General features: G+C 64.7%; 16 protein-coding genes. 10 read left to right on the plus strand and 6 right to left on the minus strand.

Annotation, left to right across the window (positions count from 1 at the left end):
* Nucleotides 1–30 precede the first annotated feature (30 nt).
* The gene (locus tag VFW69_RS19735; RefSeq protein ID WP_526503706.1) at nt 31–1,023 is read left to right on the plus strand and encodes an anti-sigma factor RsbA family regulatory protein; all 993 of its coding nucleotides are present in this window, start codon (nt 31–33) and stop codon (nt 1,021–1,023) included.
* Between the two features lie 102 nt (nt 1,024–1,125).
* On the opposite strand, the gene VFW69_RS19740 is transcribed toward VFW69_RS19735, so the two are convergent.
* On the minus strand, nt 1,126–2,607 hold the full coding sequence (locus VFW69_RS19740) for a cytochrome P450 (protein WP_526503708.1): 1,482 nt from the start codon (nt 2,605–2,607) through the stop codon (nt 1,126–1,128).
* 114 nt (nt 2,608–2,721) lie between these two features.
* Between VFW69_RS19740 and VFW69_RS19745 the strand changes: the two genes are divergently transcribed.
* On the plus strand, nt 2,722–3,357 hold the full coding sequence (locus tag VFW69_RS19745; RefSeq protein ID WP_526503710.1) for a TetR/AcrR family transcriptional regulator: 636 nt from the start codon (nt 2,722–2,724) through the stop codon (nt 3,355–3,357).
* 30 nt (nt 3,358–3,387) lie between these two features.
* Entirely contained in the window at nt 3,388–4,377 is a 990-nt protein-coding gene (locus VFW69_RS19750) for an SDR family oxidoreductase (RefSeq protein ID WP_526503712.1), read from the plus strand.
* On the opposite strand, the gene VFW69_RS19755 is transcribed toward VFW69_RS19750, so the two are convergent.
* Nucleotides 4,312–5,355, minus strand: a complete 1,044-nt coding sequence (locus tag VFW69_RS19755; RefSeq protein ID WP_526503736.1) for a DNA polymerase IV — start codon at nt 5,353–5,355, stop codon at nt 4,312–4,314. The genes VFW69_RS19750 and VFW69_RS19755 overlap by 66 nt on opposite strands.
* Before the next feature lie 5 nt (nt 5,356–5,360).
* Nucleotides 5,361–5,942: a TetR/AcrR family transcriptional regulator gene (locus VFW69_RS19760; RefSeq protein WP_526503738.1), complete on the minus strand. Its 582-nt coding sequence runs from the start codon at nt 5,940–5,942 to the stop codon at nt 5,361–5,363.
* A gap of 118 nt (nt 5,943–6,060) precedes the next feature.
* Here VFW69_RS19760 and VFW69_RS19765 point away from each other — a divergent pair, with 118 nt between their 5' ends.
* The 6 genes from VFW69_RS19765 to VFW69_RS19790 all read left to right on the plus strand — a co-directional run bounded on the left by VFW69_RS19765 (nt 6,061) and on the right by VFW69_RS19790 (nt 12,508).
* On the plus strand, nt 6,061–6,615 hold the full coding sequence (locus tag VFW69_RS19765; protein WP_526503714.1) for an NADPH-dependent FMN reductase: 555 nt from the start codon (nt 6,061–6,063) through the stop codon (nt 6,613–6,615).
* A gap of 502 nt (nt 6,616–7,117) precedes the next feature.
* Complete coding sequence (locus tag VFW69_RS19770) at nt 7,118–7,357, plus strand: redoxin NrdH (protein ID WP_526503716.1); 240 nt, start codon at nt 7,118–7,120, stop codon at nt 7,355–7,357.
* Between the two features lie 51 nt (nt 7,358–7,408).
* Nucleotides 7,409–7,888: a class Ib ribonucleoside-diphosphate reductase assembly flavoprotein NrdI gene (gene nrdI, locus VFW69_RS19775; RefSeq protein ID WP_526503740.1), complete on the plus strand. Its 480-nt coding sequence runs from the start codon at nt 7,409–7,411 to the stop codon at nt 7,886–7,888.
* Nucleotides 7,858–10,023, plus strand: coding sequence for a class 1b ribonucleoside-diphosphate reductase subunit alpha (gene nrdE / locus VFW69_RS19780; protein WP_526503718.1), 2,166 nt, complete (start codon nt 7,858–7,860; stop codon nt 10,021–10,023). Before nrdI ends, nrdE begins: the two co-directional genes overlap by 31 nt.
* A 61-nt stretch (nt 10,024–10,084) precedes the next feature.
* The gene (locus VFW69_RS19785; RefSeq protein ID WP_526503720.1) at nt 10,085–10,813 is read left to right on the plus strand and encodes a TetR/AcrR family transcriptional regulator; all 729 of its coding nucleotides are present in this window, start codon (nt 10,085–10,087) and stop codon (nt 10,811–10,813) included.
* A 153-nt stretch (nt 10,814–10,966) separates the two neighbouring features.
* Nucleotides 10,967–12,508, plus strand: a complete 1,542-nt coding sequence (locus VFW69_RS19790; RefSeq protein WP_526503722.1) for a flavin-containing monooxygenase — start codon at nt 10,967–10,969, stop codon at nt 12,506–12,508.
* A 15-nt stretch (nt 12,509–12,523) separates the two neighbouring features.
* On the opposite strand, the gene VFW69_RS19795 is transcribed toward VFW69_RS19790, so the two are convergent.
* Nucleotides 12,524–13,078 (minus strand): TetR/AcrR family transcriptional regulator, encoded by a 555-nt coding sequence (locus VFW69_RS19795; protein WP_526503724.1) that lies wholly within the window; start codon nt 13,076–13,078, stop codon nt 12,524–12,526.
* Nucleotides 13,062–13,508 carry an SRPBCC family protein gene (locus VFW69_RS19800; RefSeq protein ID WP_526503726.1) on the minus strand — a complete coding sequence of 149 codons (447 nt, stop codon included), beginning with the start codon at nt 13,506–13,508 and terminating at the stop codon, nt 13,062–13,064. Before VFW69_RS19800 ends, VFW69_RS19795 begins: the two co-directional genes overlap by 17 nt.
* A gap of 340 nt (nt 13,509–13,848) precedes the next feature.
* Here VFW69_RS19800 and nrdF point away from each other — a divergent pair, with 340 nt between their 5' ends.
* Nucleotides 13,849–14,823, plus strand: coding sequence for a class 1b ribonucleoside-diphosphate reductase subunit beta (nrdF, locus tag VFW69_RS19805; protein ID WP_526503728.1), 975 nt, complete (start codon nt 13,849–13,851; stop codon nt 14,821–14,823).
* A gap of 47 nt (nt 14,824–14,870) precedes the next feature.
* On the opposite strand, the gene VFW69_RS19810 is transcribed toward nrdF, so the two are convergent.
* On the minus strand, nt 14,871–15,518 hold the full coding sequence (locus tag VFW69_RS19810) for a maleylpyruvate isomerase family mycothiol-dependent enzyme (RefSeq protein WP_526503730.1): 648 nt from the start codon (nt 15,516–15,518) through the stop codon (nt 14,871–14,873).
* Between the last annotated feature and the right edge of the window lie 239 nt (nt 15,519–15,757).

Here is a 15,757-nt window from a genome sequence, read left to right on the forward strand (position 1 = left end):
GTCAGCCGACCCAGCAGGGGGTTGGCGTAAGTGATCGAAAGCGAGAGCGCTGAAGTGAGGGCGGGTAACGAAACCAGGCAATACGGTTTCGTCCACTCCGCATCGATTTATCACTCTCAGCAGGAGTTTTTGGATTTGGCAATCCGTTTCGTCGGCGACGGCTTGGTGCTGGACGAGGCGGTGCTGCTTGCCGTGCCTCCCGAGACGCTGGCGCTGCTGCATGACGGGTTGTACGCGGGCGGCGATCCACCGGCCCACGTGCGCATGGTTGATATCACCGAGGCGGCCCGCAACCCGAGCCGGTTCATGGCGATGCAGGGCGAGTTCATCGACGAGTACCCGGACCAGCGAGTCCGGATCGTCAGCCAACTCGCGTGGCCCGGCCGCACCGACGAGGAGTTCGTCGCCTGCATGGAGCACGAAGCCCTCGTCAACGAGGCCATGGACGGCTACCCGGCGACCAGCCTGTGCCTCTACGACGCGGACCGGCTCCACGACGGCGTGCTGTCGGATGCGCGTGCGACACATCCGCTGCTGTGGGAATCCGGTGCGCTGCAGCGCAGCTGGGACTACGCTCCCAGCGACGTATTGGAACGCTGCAACCAGCCGCTGGCCGCCGGACCCGGGGCCGTTACATACATGGTTCGCAAGTCGGCTGACCTTCGCCCTGCGCGATCCTTCGCCGTCGACTACGCGGGCTGGATGGGGCTGTCCCAGGAGAGCATCGAAGATCTACAGCTGGTCGCCACGGAGCTGGCCACCAACAGCCTGATGTACACAGGGGGCGCCTGCCGGCTGGCCTTCTGGCAAGACGACGGGCATCTGGTCTGCGAGGCACGCGACACCGGACGACTCGACGACCCAATGGTGGGGCGCCTGAACCCCGGCCCGCGCGCCCCCGCGAGTCGCGGCCTGTATCTGGTCAACGCCATCTCGGACTTGGTGCGAACCCACACCACCAGGACCGGTACGACGATTCAGGCGTATCTACGGTTCGAGCCCGCTCCGGGGCCGGCCGGTTAAGACGAAGCAATAGGGCCCTTAGGCCCGGCGACGTCCGGTTTGTGATCGCCTGCGCCAGCCTGCTATTCGCTGTCGAATGAAGCGTATGCGCTCGTGGACGTTCTACAGCGGGCGCAACACAATGGGCATGCCGTCTTTCGGCACCGGCATGCCGCCGTAATCCCACTCGCACTGGTAGCCCGGCCGGGGCGGCTCCAGCCGATACCTGCGCAGCAGGCGGTGCAGGATCGTCTTGATCTCCAACTGCCCGAACGTCATCCCAATGCACTTGTGCGCGCCGCCGCCGAACGGCGTGAACGCGTAGCGGTGCCGCTTGTGCTCGTTGCGCGGCTCGGTGAACCGCTCGGGGTCGAATTTCAGCGGGTCGGTCCACAATTCGGGCAGCCGGTGATTCATGCCGGGGTAGGCGATGACGTTGGTGCCCTTGGGGATGAAGTAGCCCAGCAGGTCGGTGTCGCGCACCGTCTGGCGCATGGCCCACTGCACCGGCGTCACGATGCGGATCGACTCGTTCATCACCAGATCCAGCGTCTCCAGCTTCTCCAGCGAATCGATGTCGAGTGGCCCGTCGCCCAGCCGATCCGATTCCTCGCGGCAGCGCTGCTGCCACTCCGGATGGGAAGCCAGGTGGTAGGCCATTGTGGTCACCGTCGAGGTGGAAGTGTCGTGCGCGGCCATCATCAGGAAGATCATGTGGTTGACGATGTCGTCGTCGGAGAACTTGTTGCCATCCTCGTCTTCGGTCTGGCACAACACCGACAACAGGTCCGTACCGGGGTTCGCGCGCTGCTCCTTGACCCGCTCGCGGAAGTAGTTTTCCAGCAACTCGCGCGCCTTGAGACCCCGCCACCACGTGAACGGCGGCACGGAAGTGCGGATGATCGCGTTTCCCGCGCGCGTGGTGACCGCAAACGCCTTGTTGACCTTGGTCACCAGCTGGTGGTCGGTGCCCGGCTCATGGCCCATGAACACCATCGACGCGATGTCGAGCGTCAATTCCTTCATGGCCGGGTAGAGCAGGAACCGTGAGTCATTCGCCACCCAGTCGTTGGCGATGGTCTGTGAGACCACCTGGTCCATCTGCTCGACATAGCTGACCAAGCGGGACCGGATGAAGGCCTCCTGCATGATCCGCCGGTGGAACATGTGCTCTTCGAAGTCCAGCAGCATCAGGCCGCGGTTGAAGAACGGCCCGATTACCGGCACCCATCCCTGCTGGGAGTAGTCCTTGTTGCGGTTGGAGTAGACGACCTGGGCGGCGTCCGGGCCCAGGGCGGCGACGCCCGGCAAGACGGGCGAGTCCCCGAAGACCACCGGACCCTTGGTCTGATACATGTGCAGCAGGTAGTCGGGGCCGCCGCGCAGCATCTCGATGATGTGCCCGATGACCGGCAGGCCCGCGTCGCCGATGACCGCTTTGAGCCCGCTGCCCGGTGGTGGCTCGGCGAGTTTGCGCTCCGGGAAATCGGTGTTCAGCAGCTTGCGCTCGACCATCCCCATGCCGGGAAAGTTGTTGATGGACGGTGTGAACCGGCGCCGCGCCTGATCCAGCAGGTATTGCGGGGTGCTGATGGTGGCGGTCATAAACGCTCCTTTGCGTGCCCTCCGGGTGACGGCCGTCACTGATTCATAACCTTCGCTGAAAAACTTGACGGCTGTCAAGTTTGCTTTTTGCGCGGCGTGGTGCAAGGTCAGGGAGTGACCAGCCACCCCGCCGCTCCAGAGCCGGGCGCACGACGGCGTGGCGACAAGCAACGCCAGGCGATCGTGCAGGCTGTGCGTGAACTGCTGCAGGAAAAGCCATTTGCCGAATTGTCGGTCAGCACCATAAGCCTGCGGGCCGGGGTGGCGCGATCCGGCTTCTACTTCTACTTCGACTCCAAGTACGCGGTGCTGGCACAGCTCATGGCCGAGGCCGCCGAAGAACTCGAGGAACTCACCGAGTACTTCGCCCCCCGACAGGCCGGCGAGTCACCCGAGCAGTTCGCCAAGCGGATGGTCGGCAGCGCCGCGGCCGTCTACGCACACAACGACCCCGTCGTGACCGCGTGCAACGAGGCCCGCAACACCGACGTCGAGATTCGCGACATGCTGGATCAGCAGTTCGAGGTGGTGCTGGGCCAGATCGTCGGGATTGTCGAGGCCGAGATGAAGGCCGGGACGGCCAGTCCGATCAGCGACGACCTGCCGACGCTGATCCGCACCCTGGCCGGCACCACCGCGCTGATGCTGACCGGGGACCCGATCCTGACCGGGCGCGACAGCGACCGTGACCGACGGGTGCGCCTCCTCGAGCAGTTGTGGCTGCACGCGCTGTGGGCCGGCCGTCGCTAGGGCGGTGTTCCCGCCGGTATCGTCACGGCCATGGCGCAGAGGGGATCCGGGCGGTCTTTCGCGGGAAAGCGGTGCCTTGTCACCGGAGCGGCGAGCGGTATCGGCCGCGCCACGGCTTTGCGGCTGGCCGCGCAGGGCGCCGAGCTATATCTGACTGACCGCGACAGCGACGGCCTCGAACAGACCGTGGCCGACGCGCGCGCGCTGGGCGCCGAGGTTCCCGAGCATCGGGCGCTCGACATCGCCAACCACGACCAGGTGGCCGCGTTCGCCGCCGATGTCCACGCCGCGCATCCAAGCATGGACGTCGTCCTCAACATCGCCGGCGTATCCGCGTGGGGCACCGTCGACCGGCTGACCCATGAGCAGTGGAGCAAGATGATCGCCATCAACCTGATGGGTCCGATCCACGTCATCGAGACCTTCGTGCCGCCGATGGTGGCGGCCAAGCGCGGCGGCCATCTGGTCAACGTGTCCTCCGCGGCCGGGCTGGTGGCCCTGCCTTGGCATGCCGCCTACAGCGCCAGCAAGTACGGATTGCGTGGCCTGTCGGAGGTGCTGCGCTTCGACCTGGCCCGGCACCGTATCGGGGTCTCGGTCGTGGTGCCGGGCGCGGTGAACACCCCGCTGGTGAGCACTGTCGAAATCGCCGGCGTGGACCGGGAAGACCCCAACGTCGACCGGTGGGTGAAGCGGTTCGCCGGCCATGCGGTCTCGCCGGAGAAGGCCGCCGACAAAATCCTGGCCGGGGTGGCCAAGAACCGATACCTGATTTACACGTCGGTCGACATCCGCGCCTTATACGCGTTCAAAAGGCTTGCGTGGTGGCCCTATAGCGTGGCGATGCGTCAGGTGAACCTGATCTTCACCCGCGCGCTGCGGCCCGGCCCGCCGACGATGCAGGCCGTGCAGCGGCCTGAGGGGGAGGCGGGCAATCAGCACGGCCCGCCGGCGCTAGTTCGGCATGACCAGCTCGAGACGCACCCCGAGCAGGCGGACCGGCCGGTCGAGCTCGAATAGGTCGAGAACGCGAAGGGCCGCGGCCACGATGACCTCGCGATCGGTGCTGGGCGCATCGAGCTTGCGAATCTTGGTGCGCGTGTAGAAGTTTGCCGTTCGCACGGTGACCGCCACCCGGATCACGACTCGGGCCGCCGCCCGCACATCCGTCAGCGCCCGCTCGGCCAAATCCATTACTGCCGCGTCTATTTCGGACCGATCGGTGAGATCGCGCGGAAAGGTCACGACGTGGCTGCGCGAGCGCGGTACCCACGGCTCGGCGCTGACCTGGCTGTCGCCGCCGCCCTTGGCCAACAGCAGCAGCCACAGCCCGGTGCGCGGACCGAACTTGGCCGTCAGCAACTCCGCATCGCAGTGGGCTAGTTGCCATACCGTCGTAATCTCAATATCTGCAAGCTTTTTCGCGGTCTTGGAGCCCACGCTCCATAGCGCGTCGACCGGACGATCAGCCATCAGGGGCATCCAGTTCGCGTCGGTGAGCATAAAAATGCCGCCCGGTTTCGCGAAGCCGGTGGCGACCTTGGCGCGCTGTTTGTTGTCGCTGATACCGACCGAGCAGGACAGCCCTGTTTCCGAGGAGATGACGCTGCGGATCTGCTGTGCGACCTCGCTCGGATCCTGGGCGGCCACCGCAACATAGGCCTCGTCCCAGCCCCAGACTTCGACCGGATGCCCGAGGTCGCGCAGCAGCCCCATCACCTGATCGGACGCCGCGTCGTAGGCGGCCGGGTCCGAGGGGAGGAAGGTCGCCTCGGGGCAGCGACGGGCGGCGGCACGCAGCGGCATGCCCGCACGCACGCCGAACTCGCGGGCCTCATAAGAGGCGCACGTGACGACCTTGCGCGGTTCGTCAGGATCGCCACTGCCGCCGACAATGACCGGCAGCCCGCCCAATTCGGGATGCCGGCGCAACTCGACAGACGCCAGGAACTGGTCGAGGTCCACATGCAAAACCCAAGCCGGTGCCGCGGCGGGCACGGCGTTCACCGCCCGCAGAGCTTGCGCGCCAGGCTTTCCCACGCGTCGCCCAATGTCGCCAGGGTGTGACCGCCCTCGGCCAGTTGGTGCTCGACGTAGTCGACGTCAAGCAGCGCGAGCAACGCGTCGGTTTGGGCGTCGAGGTCGCCGGTGGATCCGGCCGCCTTGAGCAACACCCGCACGTGCGTGCGCAGCACCATGGCCGGTGCGTTGTGCCGGTTTTGTGGGCCGCGGTTGGCCGCGGACAGCAGTTCGCAATGGTCGTGAGCGAACCGGATCCGCTCCCGGCCGAAGGCGACCAGCCGATCGGTCGGCGGGGCGCCGGGGCCCAGGGGTGGCGGGCCGAACAGGAACGCCTGCTGAACGGCTTGCTCGTCCTCGTCCAGCAGCACCATCATCAGGCCGGCCCGGCTGCCGAAGCGGCGGAACAGCGTGCCTTTGCCGACTCCGGCGGCCGCGGCGATGTCGTCGGTGGTGACGGCGTCGGCGCCGCGCTCGGCGACCAGGTTTCGGGCAGCCTGGAGGAGCAGGGCGCGGTTGCGCGCCGCGTCGCCCCTTTCCTGGTGCACCACCTGGGGCGCGAACATGTGCAACTCGCCCGACCGCTCGCTCACTCCTGCACTTTAGCGCCGCCGGAATAAAGCGGACTGTAGTCCGGTTAGCTGGTGGGAGGATGTACGCAACGACCGAAGGGAAACCTCAGCAGTGGCAATCAAAATTTTGGCGTTAGTGGGAAGCCTGCGGGCGGCGTCGATCAACCGCCAGATCGCCGAGTTGGCGGGGGCGGTCGCCGCCGACGACGTGACCGTCACGATCTTCGAAGAGCTCGGTCAGCTGCCGTTCTATAACGAGGAGATCGACGACGCGATGAACGCCGACGCGCCGCCGCTGGGCCCGGTGGCCGCGCTGCGCGCCGCGGCGGCCGACGCCGACGCCGCCCTGGTAGTGACGCCGGAGTACAACGGCAGCTACCCGCCCGTCATCAAGAACGCGATCGACTGGTTGTCCCGACCGTTCGGCGACAGCGCGCTGAAGGGCAAGCCACTGGCGGTCATCGGCGGATCCTTCGGTCGGTATGGCGGGGTGTGGGCGCACGACGACACCCGCAAGTCCTTCGGCATCGCCGGCGCGCGGGTCGTGGAGGCGATCAAACTGTCGGTGCCGTTCAAAATACTCGAGGGCAAGGCGCCCGCAGAGCACGCCGAACTCTCGGCGAACGTGCGTGATGTGGTCGGCAAGCTGGCCGCCGAGGTCGGCTGATTGCAGAAGTCGACAAGCCGCTCGCCGGACGACCAGCGAGGTTGGCATAACCGAATAGCAGAAGCCGCCCGCTCCGTCTGGCGGCTTTGCTAGCTGCGGGCGGACCCGGCGCGGTCGGTGGTGATGTCGGTGGCCGCTGCTATACCGATATATAGAGACGCCCACGCCTCGGCGTGTGATCTGCGACACGCCGAGCGGGTGCCCAGATTTGTTCGCGACCAGCCTCACGACCAGGGAATTCCAAAATTGTTATTCAGAACATCTTGTATCTGGGTATCTTGTCACCCACTAGGTGTAGTGTTCGAGCACCGGCAGATCCCAGGACCACCAAGCAAGCCAGACTCGGTGAACCCCCCGAAATCGGCGCCCACAGGTCGTTCGACCTTGACCGCCGCAGGACGGGAATCAGGGGGCCTGACGGATCGCTGAACATAGCAAAGACGCAGTCCAAAAGTAGTTGCCAGTCCGTTGGATCCCCTCTTCCGCAAAGGAGCGGCATTCTATGAGCATCACCGTGTACACCAAGCCGGCATGTGTGCAGTGCAGCGCCACCTACAAAGCGCTGGACAAGCAAGGCATCGCCTACGAGAAGGTCGACATCTCGCTGGACACCGAGGCGCGTGACTACGTGATGGCCCTGGGATACCTGCAGGCTCCCGTGGTGGTGGCAGGCAACGACCACTGGTCGGGTTTCCGCCCCGACCGCATCAAGGCGCTGTCCGCGGCGGAACTGAGCGCGTAAGGCGAGACGTTAGGTAAGGAGGTTGCGGTGCCATCGCGCAACCCAGATTGGATGAGTGGCGACCCGCTTCGCCCGGCTGCGCCGCGCTTGCCATCGCCACTGGTCTATTTCTCCTCGGTGTCGGAGAACACCCACCGCTTCGTAGAGAAGCTGGGGATTCCCGCCACACGGATACCGCTGCATGGCCGCATCGAGGTCGACCAGCCCTACGTCCTCGTCCTGCCCACCTACGGCGGCGGGCATGCCACTCCCGACCTCAACGCCGGCGGCTACGTCCCCAAGCAAGTCATCGCCTTTTTGAACAATGAGCACAACCGGTCGTTGATCCGCGGCGTCATCGCCGCGGGCAACAACAACTTCGGCGCCGAATTCGCCTATGCGGGCAACGTGATCTCGCGCAAGTGCGGCGTTCCGTACCTCTACCGCTTCGAACTAATGGGGACCCAGGACGACGTGGATGCCGTCCGCGCGGGCTTAGCCAATTTTTGGAAGGAACAGACGTGTCACCAACCGTCGCTGCAGAGCCTGTAACCACCGGAGCCCACGCGTTGCCGGGGGAAACGGACTATCACGCGCTCAACGCGATGCTGAATCTCTACGACGCGGACGGCAAGATTCAGTTCGACAGGGACCGCGAGGCTGCGCATCAATACTTCCTGCAGCACGTCAACCAGAACACGGTGTTCTTCCACAATCAGGACGAGAAGCTCGACTACCTGATCAAGGAGAACTATTACGAGCGCGAGGTTCTCGATCAGTACAGCCGTAACTTCGTCAAGACGCTGCTGGACCGCGCGTACGCCAAAAGGTTCCGGTTCCCGACGTTCCTGGGCGCGTTCAAGTACTACACCTCCTACACGCTGAAGACGTTCGACGGGAAGCGTTACCTGGAGCGCTTCGAGGACCGCGTGGTCATGGTCGCGCTGACCCTGGCCACCGGTGACACCGTCCTGGCCGAGAAGCTCGTCGACGAGATCATTGACGGGCGATTCCAGCCGGCCACCCCGACGTTCCTGAACTCGGGCAAGAAGCAGCGCGGAGAGCCGGTGAGCTGCTTCTTGCTGCGCATCGAGGACAACATGGAGTCGATCGGGCGGTCCATCAACTCCGCGCTGCAGCTGTCCAAGCGTGGCGGGGGAGTCGCGTTGCTGCTCAGCAACATCCGCGAGCACGGCGCCCCGATCAAGAACATCGAGAACCAGTCCTCGGGTGTCATCCCGATCATGAAGCTGCTCGAGGACTCGTTCTCCTACGCCAACCAGCTCGGGGCCCGGCAGGGAGCGGGCGCGGTGTACCTGCACGCGCATCACCCCGACATTTACCGATTCCTGGACACCAAGCGCGAGAACGCCGACGAGAAGGTCCGCATCAAGACGCTGAGCCTGGGCGTGGTGATCCCCGACATCACCTTCGAGCTGGCCAAGAAGAACGAGGACATGTACCTGTTCTCGCCCTACGACGTAGAGCGGGTCTACGGCCTGCCGTTCGCCGACATCTCGGTCACCGAGAAGTACTACGAAATGGTCGACGACGCCCGCATTCGCAAGACGAAGATCAAGGCGCGCGAGTTCTTCCAGACGCTGGCCGAGCTGCAGTTCGAGTCCGGTTACCCGTACATCATGTACGAGGACACGGTGAACCGGGCCAACCCGATCGACGGCAAGATCACGCACTCGAACCTGTGCTCGGAGATCCTGCAGGTGTCCACGCCGTCGCTGTTCAACGAGGACCTGACCTACGCCAAAGTGGGCAAGGACATTTCGTGCAACCTGGGCTCGCTGAACATCGCCAAGGCGATGGACTCGCCCGACTTCGCGCAGACCATCGAGGTCGCGATCCGCGCGCTGACCGCGGTGAGCGATCAGACCCATATCTGGTCGGTGCCCTCAATCGAGCAGGGCAACAACGAGTCCCACGCGATCGGGCTCGGCCAGATGAATCTGCACGGCTACCTGGCCCGCGAGCGCATCCTGTACGGCTCCGAAGAAGGCGTCGACTTCACCAACATCTACTTCTACACCGTGCTCTATCACGCGCTGCGCGCGTCCAATCGCATCGCGATCGAGCGGGGAAGCAAGTTTGGCGGCTTCGAGAAGTCGAAGTACGCCTCGGGTGAATTCTTCGACAAGTACACCGAGCAGCTGTGGGAGCCGGCCACTCCGCGGATCCGCGAGATCTTTGCCGAGGCGGGCATTCGCATTCCGACGCAAGAGGATTGGCAGCGGCTGAAAGAGTCGGTGCAGCAGCACGGCGTCTACAACCAGAACCTGCAGGCGGTTCCGCCGACCGGCTCGATCAGCTACATCAACAACTCGACCAGCTCGATCCACCCGGTGGCGAGCAAGATCGAGATCCGCAAGGAAGGCAAGATTGGGCGGGTCTACTACCCGGCGCCGTATCTGACAAACGACAACCTGGAGTATTACCAGGACGCCTACGAGATCGGCTACGAAAAGATCATCGACACCTACGCCGCGGCTACCCAGCACGTGGACCAGGGACTGTCGCTGACGCTGTTCTTCAAGGACACCGCTACCACCCGCGACGTGAACAAGGCGCAGATCTACGCGTGGCGCAAGGGAATCAAGACGCTTTATTACATCCGGTTGCGTCAGATGGCTTTGGAGGGAACAGAGGTCGAGGGCTGCGTGTCCTGCATGCTCTAATCATTGGGCTGATCGGGCAGTCTGCCCAGGTCAGAAGCCGCGACGAGGTAAAGTGCGTGACGTGGTGAGAATTCCCCGGCCCCACCCCAGCGTCAAGCCTGGGGCCAAGGTCGACGCGCGCAGCGAACGCTGGCGCGAGCACCGCAAGAAAGTGCGCAACGAAATCGTCGACGCGGCCTTCCGCGCGATCGACCGCCTCGGGCCCGAGCTGTCCGTGCGAGAAATCGCCGAGGAGGCCGGCACCGCCAAACCGAAGATCTACCGGCATTTCCACGACAAGTCCGACCTGTTCGAGGCGATCGGGGAGCGGCTGCGCGACATGCTGTGGGCGGCGATCCTCCCGTCCATCGACCTGAAAACCGACTCTGCCCGCGAGGTGATCCGGCGCAGCGTCGAGGAGTACGTGATCCTGGTCGACAAACACCCCAACGTGCTGCGCGTGTTCATCCAGGGCCGGTCGGCGGCCACCTCGCAGGTCCTGAACGAAGGACGCGGAATCACCCTGGCCGTGGCCGACATGTTCGACAACGAGCTGCGCGAGATGGAGCTCGACCACGCGGCGGTCGAACTGGCCGGGCACGCGGCATTCGGCTGTGCCGCGTCGGCCACCGAGTGGTGGCTGGGTCCCGAGCCGGAAAGCCCGCGGCTGATGTCGCGTGAGCAGTTCGTTGCGCACCTGACGACCATCATGATGGGGGTGATCGTAGGCACCGCCGAGGCGCTGGGCATCACGATGAATCCTAAGCTGCCAATTCACGACATGGTGGCCGGCAACCCGGCCGCGAGCTGAGCGAGGCGCGGCGTTGACAAGCGCCGCGGCCATCGATAACACTCGTCCCAAACCGATACCCTGGGTACTGGGTATCTGCGTCAGCCGAGGGTCGCAGCCGAGTACGCCGGCTAACGCCGACCCGACAGGCCTAAATAGAAAGACCGATCCACCGTGACCGACGTCGTGACACAAACCGAACCAATCCCGGGGGCCACCGCCCAGAAGCCGGTGCACACGCGCGCCGTCATCATCGGGACCGGATTCTCCGGCCTGGGGATGGCGATCGCGCTGCAGAAGCAGGGCATCGGCTTCGTCATCCTGGAAAAGGCCGACGACATCGGCGGCACCTGGCGAGACAACAGCTACCCCGGGTGCGCATGCGACATCCCGTCGCACCTGTACTCGTTCTCGTTCGAGCCCAAGCCGGACTGGAAGAACCCGTTCTCCTTCCAGCCCGAGATTTGGGACTACCTCCAAGGGGTCACCGAGAAATACGGGCTGCGCCGCTATGTCGAGTTCAACTCGCTGGTCGATCGTGCCCACTGGGACGATGACGAGAACCGCTGGCACGTGTTCACCGCCGACGGGCGTGAGTATGTCGCGCAGTTCCTGATCTCGGGTGCCGGCGCGCTCCACATCCCGTCCATGCCCGACATCGAGGGACGCGACGAATTTCGCGGCCCCGCTTTCCATTCCGCGGAGTGGGACCACAGCGTCGACCTGACCGGCAAGCGAGTGGCGGTAATCGGAACCGGCGCGAGCGCGATCCAGATCGTGCCGGAGATCGTCGGACAGGTCGCCGAACTTCAGCTCTATCAACGCACTCCGCCGTGGGTGGTCCCGCGCTCCAACCCCGAGATCCCGCCGACGGTGCGTCGGGCCATGGAGAACGTGCCCGGCCTGCGCGCGATGGTCCGGCTGGCGATCTACTGGGGCCAGGAAGCCCTGGCCTTCGGCATGACCAAGCGACCGAACCTGCTCAAGTTCATCGAGTCCTACTGCAAATACAACATTCGCCGGGCGGTCAAGGACAAGGAGCTGCGGCGCAAGCTGATCCCGAACTACCGCATCGGGTGCAAGCGAATCCTTAACTCCTCCACCTATTACGGCGCGGTCGCCGACCCCAAGACCGAACTGGTCACCGACCACATTGCGCGAATCACCGCCGACGGCATCGTCACCGCCGACGGCACACACCGCCAGGCCGATGTGATCGTGTATGCCACCGGCTTCCACGTCACCGACTCCTACACCTACGTCCAAATCAAAGGGCTGCACGGCGAGGACCTGGTGGACCGATGGAACCGCGAGGGCATCGGCGCGCACCGCGGGATCACCATCGCCGACGTGCCCAACCTGTTCTTCCTGCTGGGACCCAACACCGGGCTGGGACACAACTCGGTGGTGTTCATGATCGAATCCCAGATCCGTTACGTCGCAGACGCGATCGCGACCTGCGACAAGCTGGGCGCACAGGCGCTGGCCCCGACCCGCGCCGCCCAAGACAAGTTCAACGACGAGCTGCAACGCAGGCTGGGCCCCTCGGTGTGGAACAGCGGCGGCTGCAGCAGCTGGTATCTGGACGAGCACGGCAAGAACACGGTGCTCTGGGGCGGCTACACCTGGGAGTACTGGCGGGCGACCCGCTCGGTCAAGCCGGACGAATATCAGTTCCACGGCGTGAACATGGGCAAGGCCGCAGCCACCTCCTGACCGCAGCCGTACGAATCATGGCCGGCCCCTGAGGAGTTCGGCGAAGGCGTGCGCGGCCGCGTCCACACCGGCGTCGTCATCGGTGGCCACCAGATCCAGCAGCAGGCCGCGTACGACGGCCAGCCCGAGCCGCGCCCAGGCGGCGTCGGCCGGGGCCTCGGCGGGATTGGCCAATGCCTCGACCTCGGTCAGCCAGCCGTTCACGGCACCGGGAATCATTCGGGCGAAGGGCTTTTCGCCCTGCGCGGCGCGGGCGTAGCACTCGAAGAAGAGACGCTCGGATTCGCGCAGTTCGGGTCGGCGGAGGTCGGCCCACATCGCGACAAAACCCTCGGCGGGGTCGGAGGGCAGTTCGGCCAGCAGCCCCATCTGGCGGCGCTCGACCTCCTCGACGATCGCCACGAGCAGATCTTCTCGAGAGCCGAAGTGGTGCAGAAGCATCCGGTGGCTGGTGCCGACCGCGGCGGCCACCTCACGCAGCGATCGGTCGCCGATGCCGCCGGTGGCGAACTCAGCGACGAGTGAATCGAGGAGCCGGCGGCGCCGCTCAGTGTCAGGAGTGCGCGCCATCGGCGCGGCTGAGCTGCTCGGAGCGGGCCTTGAGGCCTTGGGCTTCCAGGTCGAGGAAGCGCTTGGTCTTCTTGACCATCAGCCGCCCGACTAGGGCGCCCAGCACGCCGCGCTGGTCGAGTCGCTGGCGCACCAGCGTGCGGCCGCCGGGCTGCGCGATGACGTCGTGACGAGCGGTCACCCGCACCCCGGGAGAGCTCTGCACCCAGGTCCACGACCTACCGGGGTCGATCTCGGTGACCTTCCAGACCAGCTTCGACATGCCGGGCTGCTTGATCGCGAACCGTCTGCCGACGGCGAGAGCCGCGGCGTCCAGCCCGACCAGCGACGTCACCGAGGCGGTCCACTCCGGCCAGTGCTCGACGTCGGTGAAGACATCCCAGACGAGTTGAGGCGGTGCGTCGATGTCGACGCCGTCTTCAGAAATCATGTACCAAATGGTACATGCATTGAAGGATTGTGAACAGGGCCTACTGAGCCTTCGGTCCAGCTTCAAAGCCACCGCATACGCTCCGAAGTGATTAACGCGCAACCACTTCAGCGCGCGAATTCGGTCCACCGGTCGCCGGGTATCCGGACGGCGATGGGCGATATGCCGATGGTGGCCATTTTTCCCATTGGGACCAACCCGGCCGCGCCGCCGAGCTCATACCGGAGGTGACCCGACACGTAAACACAAGTTCTTGTGTTCCGCTGGGTTGTCACACCCCAGGGGTAGTGTCGGGAGCCTGAGATCCATCCGGCGAAACGGTGTGTGAAGTGGGGTTCTGGTGAGCGAAAACATGAAGCTGATCGACCGCGTTTCGGCGATCAACTGGAACCGGCTGCAGGACGAAAAGGACGCCGAGGTCTGGGACCGGCTCACCGGCAACTTCTGGCTGCCCGAGAAGGTGCCGGTCTCCAACGACCTGCCGTCGTGGGGCACCCTGACCGCCCACGAAAAGCAGATGACCATGCGGGTATTCACCGGCCTGACGCTGCTGGACACCATCCAGGGCACTGTCGGGGCGGTCAGCCTCATTCCGGACGCGCTGACCCCGCACGAAGAAGCGGTCTACACCAACATCGCCTTCATGGAGTCCGTGCACGCGCGCAGCTACAGCAACATCTTCTCCACGCTGTGCTCGACGGCCGAGATCGACGACGCGTTCCGCTGGTCGGAGGAGAACCCCAACCTGCAGCGCAAGGCCGAGATCGTCATGCAGTATTACAAGGGCGACGAGCCACTCAAGCGCAAGGTCGCGTCGACCCTGCTGGAGAGCTTCCTGTTCTACTCCGGCTTCTACCTGCCGATGTACTGGTCGAGCCGCGCCAAGCTGACCAACACCGCCGACATGATCCGGCTGATCATCCGCGACGAGGCCGTGCACGGTTACTACATCGGCTACAAATTCCAACGCGGCCTGGCGCTGGTCGACGACGCGCGCAAGGAGGAGCTCAAGGACTACACCTACGAGCTGCTCTTCGAGCTCTACGACAACGAGGTGGAATACACCCAGGACCTCTACGACGAGGTCGGGCTGACCGAGGACGTCAAGAAGTTCCTGCGCTACAACGCGAACAAGGCGCTGATGAACCTCGGTTACGAGGCGCTGTTCCCGCGTGACGAGACGGACGTCAACCCGGCGATTCTCTCGGCGCTCTCACCCAACGCCGACGAGAACCACGACTTCTTCTCCGGCTCGGGGTCGTCCTACGTGATCGGCAAGGCCGTCAATACCGAGGACGAGGACTGGGACTTCTGACTTTGGTGGTCAGTCCCCCTGATGACGCCACCTTGCCCAGCCGCGGATCAGCTGAGGCGGGACTGCAGTAGAGGTAACCCTGGGCCGGCGAGTCGGTCGAAAGCGACGGCGCGTCCGCATACTGCCAACATCACCGCCACTCCCGAACCATGGATCGTTTCGCCATCGCCCCATGTTCGTCCGGTGTCCTCGTCGTGTAGTGCGATGCCGCGCAATCGTCGGCGAGGGAAAAAGCCGAGTTGGGTCGGACTGGTCAAGAAATCTAGTACCCGGGCGACATGCGTCGGATCCGGCCGATGCGGAATTCCCAGGGGTATCCGTATGTCTGCACCATGAACCAACACGTCGGTGAGGCCCGATAGCGGGCCGGTCACCGGTGGACTGAGCCTGTGGTCGGCTCGACTACGTAACGTCTCGGCGATCTCGGTGGCTGATGCTTGCGCACGGCGACGGGCCAGCTCATCGATTCCCCGATCGATGCTGCCGTGACGAATGCCGCTGGCCAGGAAGCCCCAGAATCCGTCGGCGAAGTCGCTGATCAAATGCGCGGCAACGGTTTTGACATCCCATCCAGCGCAAAGGCTTGCCGTGGCAAGCTGGTTGTGGTTGAGGGCGTCGATCAAGTTGGCGATTGATCGCCGTTCGTCGGCCACCGCCGCGAATACCCGCTCGCGCTCTGCTCGGCTCAGCCGCACCCGACCAGAATACTGGGATCGCTGAACCCCAATCGAGTGAAGGCTAACCGGCTGGCTGTTGCCCAAATTCGGTTAACTCGCCGCCTTCACACTGCAGGATCGCCGCGACCGCCTGGCGCTGTTGCGGGCGTTAAAGGTCTGGCGGACTTGGCCCTCGAGTGTCTCCGCTACTGGGCAACGGCAGAAATGGCACAGATCGAGGTCGAGCGTTAGATAGCCGCACACGAGGCAGACATCGG

The sequence above is a fragment of the Mycobacterium sp. genome, assembly GCF_036273375.1.
Classification (GTDB): domain Bacteria; phylum Actinomycetota; class Actinomycetes; order Mycobacteriales; family Mycobacteriaceae; genus Mycobacterium.